This window comes from Photobacterium sp. OFAV2-7, from assembly GCF_022347985.1.
Lineage (GTDB): Bacteria > Pseudomonadota > Gammaproteobacteria > Enterobacterales > Vibrionaceae > Photobacterium.
This window is the reverse complement of sequence record NZ_JAKRFQ010000666.1, coordinates 1-3,054: the sequence shown is the minus strand read 5'-3', so window position 1 is coordinate 3,054 and position 3,054 is coordinate 1. Positions and strand designations below refer to the sequence as shown.

The window sequence follows — 3,054 nt, the reverse complement described above, 5'->3', positions numbered from 1 at the left end:
GTGGGCTTGGCTTCATTGTAGATGTTTCGGCAATGACATTATTGTCTGTAGTGCTGCAGGTAATACCGGCAAGGGCGGGAGCATTTTGGGTCGCAGCATCGTTTACCTGGTGGTGTAATCGTCAGTTTACTTTTAAAGAGGCTAATAAAAGTGCACCACTCAGGCAATGGTTTAGGTTCCTCTTAACGGCATGTGTCGGGTTTATTCCAAACTGGGGATGCTACTGGGCGCTGATAAGGTGGGTAGATGATGCATGGATCACGCAACTGGTGGGTGAAAGCGGGCTTTATTTCTGGCCACTGGTTGCGATGATCCCCGGTATTTTATTAGGAATGGTTGTCAATTTTAGCCTTGCTTCTCGTTGGGTGTATCGCCCGGCGTTAGCATGATTTCTGCAATACAACCTTGCGAGTCGTTGTTGTAATGGTTTAGCTGCCAGCCGTATTTACGGCAAATGTCACCGGCAATAAGCAAACCAAGGCCAAAGCCTTCGACGCCACGAGGTTTACTCCCTAGCCCGATCCCGCTGTCAATCACCTTGATGCTATCAGGGGAGGTCTCTAACGTGACGGTCCCTTCTTCAGTGCAGGCAAAGGCATTTTTGATGAGGTTGCCGATGAGTATTTTAATTGTGGTTTCAGGTGCTTTGACAATCGTCTCACCGTTCATTTTGATTTGCCATTCGACAGGCTTATTGGCTAGCAGATGATCGTGCTCGGTAACAATATTGGTCAGCTCGTCATTGCTCAAGCTTCTTGGACTGAGATTGGTCAGGTTCTCTTCGCGAGTCAGCGAGAGCAAGGTGGTGACAAAATCGTTCATCTCATTACTGGCATGAAGCAAACGAACCCGTTGCTTTTCTATAAATGCGGGATCGTTCGACTGCCCAAGCAAAGAAATCGAGCCTTTCATAACCATCAAAGGAGTGCGCAGCTCATGGCTGGCATAACGATTAAACGAGCGCTCCCTTTCAAGTAACTGATGAATTCTTTCAGAATAGAGGTTGAAGCTTGCGACAAGCTGTAGTAGTTCCTTCGAAACGACGCCTTTTGGCGGTTGAATCGGAGATAGGTCAGTTGCCGAGCGCGCCTCGAGATCATTGGTCAGTTGTGATAAAGGGGCCGTTAGTCTTCGGGAAATACGTAAAATGACAAACAGGCTAATCAAGATTAAGAGTAAGGTGATACATAGCTGTTTAGCTTGATTCCAGAATATTTGGCTTTCACTTAATTCGTAGATGTCATCGTAATATAGTAGATAGAGTGGTTTTAGTTCTCCCTTAATCACTAGTTCACTACGCATAATAAAGTATTCAGTGTCTTCCGAGCTTTTTCTTTTGAGTTCAACGGCTTCATTATCTGGCAGCGAATCTGGGATTATGAGGTGCGATGGCAGGAGCTCTCTCCCAATATAGGCATGGCTGAAGGGAGGGATCGAAATTGTTTGGGCATCGTTCTCGCTGAGTACTTCTTTGGCCACTTCTTTTGCATGCTGCAACCTGTTATTGGCATTAATTAGCTCGAAGTCTTCAAGAGTTGTCTCAAGCAAGACGAAATGGATGCTGATGATTGCAAAGGCAACAATCGAAAAATAGGTGAAGGTCAGTTGCTTTGCACTTTTTACCTGTTTATTTGCAATCACTGGTTTTCCTCTGGAATCAGCTGGTAGCCAACTTTTGGCACTGTTTTGATGTAGCTATGTTTAAAAGGCTTGTCTATCTGGTTTCTGAGTTGATAGATATGACTTCTTAATACATTTCCTTCAGGCTCGTCATCTCCCCATAAGGTCGAAATGATTTCTTCCTTGGTAACCAGCTTCGGAGCCCTAACCATGAGCAGCTTCAGAATGGTGAACAGTGTTGGGTTAAGAGAAAAGCTGCAGTTGCTCCGGTGAACTGTATGACTGCCAAGATCTAATTCAAGCTGGCCGAAAGTCAGGGTTGTGGTTGCTGTTTCACCGGTTCGGCGGCGAGTCAATGCCTTGATACGGGCTTCAAGGATTTCAAGATCAAACGGTTTCACCAAGTAGTCATCAGCTCCCTGAGAAAAACCTTCCAGGGTATCTTCCCGGGTATCTCGTGCTGTGAGCATAAGGATTGGGGTATCGACTCCATGCTCTCTCAACTTTTTGCATACCGTATAGCCATCCATGCGAGGAAGCATGACATCAAGAATAATCAGATCGTAGTGATTTTCGCGTCCCAGATCATATCCCTGTTGCCCATTGCTGGCGTAATCCAGTGTGTATCCTTTGATTTCAAAAAAATCAAAAATGATCCCGGCAATATCTTGATGATCTTCGACTAATAGTAACTTCATGAAGGTTGTCCGTAGGTAAGAAACAGCAGCCATATGATGACACAGATAAACGTGAAAAAAATGTCGATGACCTTTTTACGACATAGTAAACGATAAAATAGAAATTAAAAGACAGGTCACGCACTGAGGTTAATTATGTCATCTATTACTTTGCTTTCTCAGCACCGAGAGCAGCGCCATAACCGAGATGGGGAGCTCTTTGTTTCGGTGATCGTACCTATGTATAACGAAGAAGCAGTTATTGAAGATTGCCATGAGCGCCTCTGTAATGCATTGGACCACTTAGGAAAAAAATGTGAAATCATCTACGTCGATGATGGTAGCTCGGATAGAAGCTGGGAGATGACCTGTCAGATGACTAGCTCTAACCATTGGGTGAGAACGGTTAGGCTCAGCCGTAATTTCGGCAAAGAAGCTGCCATGACGGCAGGCTTGCAATCAGCATCAGGGAAGGCGGTTATTTTGATCGATGCTGATCTACAAGATCCCCCCGAGTTGATTCCCGAAATGGTTGAACAGTGGCAACGAGGATTTGATGTTGTCGATATGAAGAGAAGTCAACGTTATGGCGAGAGCTGGCTTAAGCGCTTTACCGCGTCAATGTTTTACAAACTGATTAATCAGCTAACAGAAATGCCTATACCTGAAAATGTGGGTGACTTTAGGTTAATCGACCGCCGAGTTGTCGATGAAATCAATAAGCTGCCAGAGAGAACCCGTTTTATGAAAGGGTTAT

4 protein-coding genes are annotated in these 3,054 nt (G+C 45.0%); 2 read left to right on the top strand and 2 right to left on the bottom strand.

What is annotated here, in order from left to right; all coding sequences use genetic code 11:
• Nucleotides 1-389 (top strand): GtrA family protein (locus tag MHN01_RS22720; RefSeq protein WP_239413615.1); only part of this gene is annotated, 389 nt, incomplete at its 5' end.
• Here the strand turns inward: MHN01_RS22720 and MHN01_RS22715 are convergent.
• Together MHN01_RS22715 and MHN01_RS22710 are read right to left on the bottom strand one after the other, a co-directional pair.
• Complete coding sequence (locus tag MHN01_RS22715) at nucleotides 346-1,641, bottom strand: HAMP domain-containing sensor histidine kinase (RefSeq protein ID WP_239413614.1); 1,296 nt, start codon at nucleotides 1,639-1,641, stop codon at nucleotides 346-348. The two genes, MHN01_RS22720 and MHN01_RS22715, sit on opposite strands and share 44 nt — an antisense overlap.
• Nucleotides 1,638-2,318 carry a response regulator transcription factor gene (locus MHN01_RS22710; protein ID WP_239413613.1) on the bottom strand — a complete coding sequence of 227 codons (681 nt, stop codon included), beginning with the start codon at nucleotides 2,316-2,318 and terminating at the stop codon, nucleotides 1,638-1,640. The genes MHN01_RS22715 and MHN01_RS22710 overlap by 4 nt, the downstream gene beginning before the upstream one ends.
• Before the next feature lie 135 nt (nucleotides 2,319-2,453).
• On the opposite strand from MHN01_RS22710, the gene MHN01_RS22705 reads away from it, so the two are divergent.
• A partial coding sequence (locus MHN01_RS22705) for a glycosyltransferase family 2 protein (protein WP_239413612.1) occupies nucleotides 2,454-3,054 on the top strand: 601 nt, incomplete at its 3' end.

What these genes read in the sequence shown, in the direction of transcription:
- MHN01_RS22710 (WP_239413613.1), bottom strand. Translation starts at nt 2,318, where the DNA reads ATGAAGTTACTATTAGTCGAAGATCATCAAGATATTGCCGGGATCATT.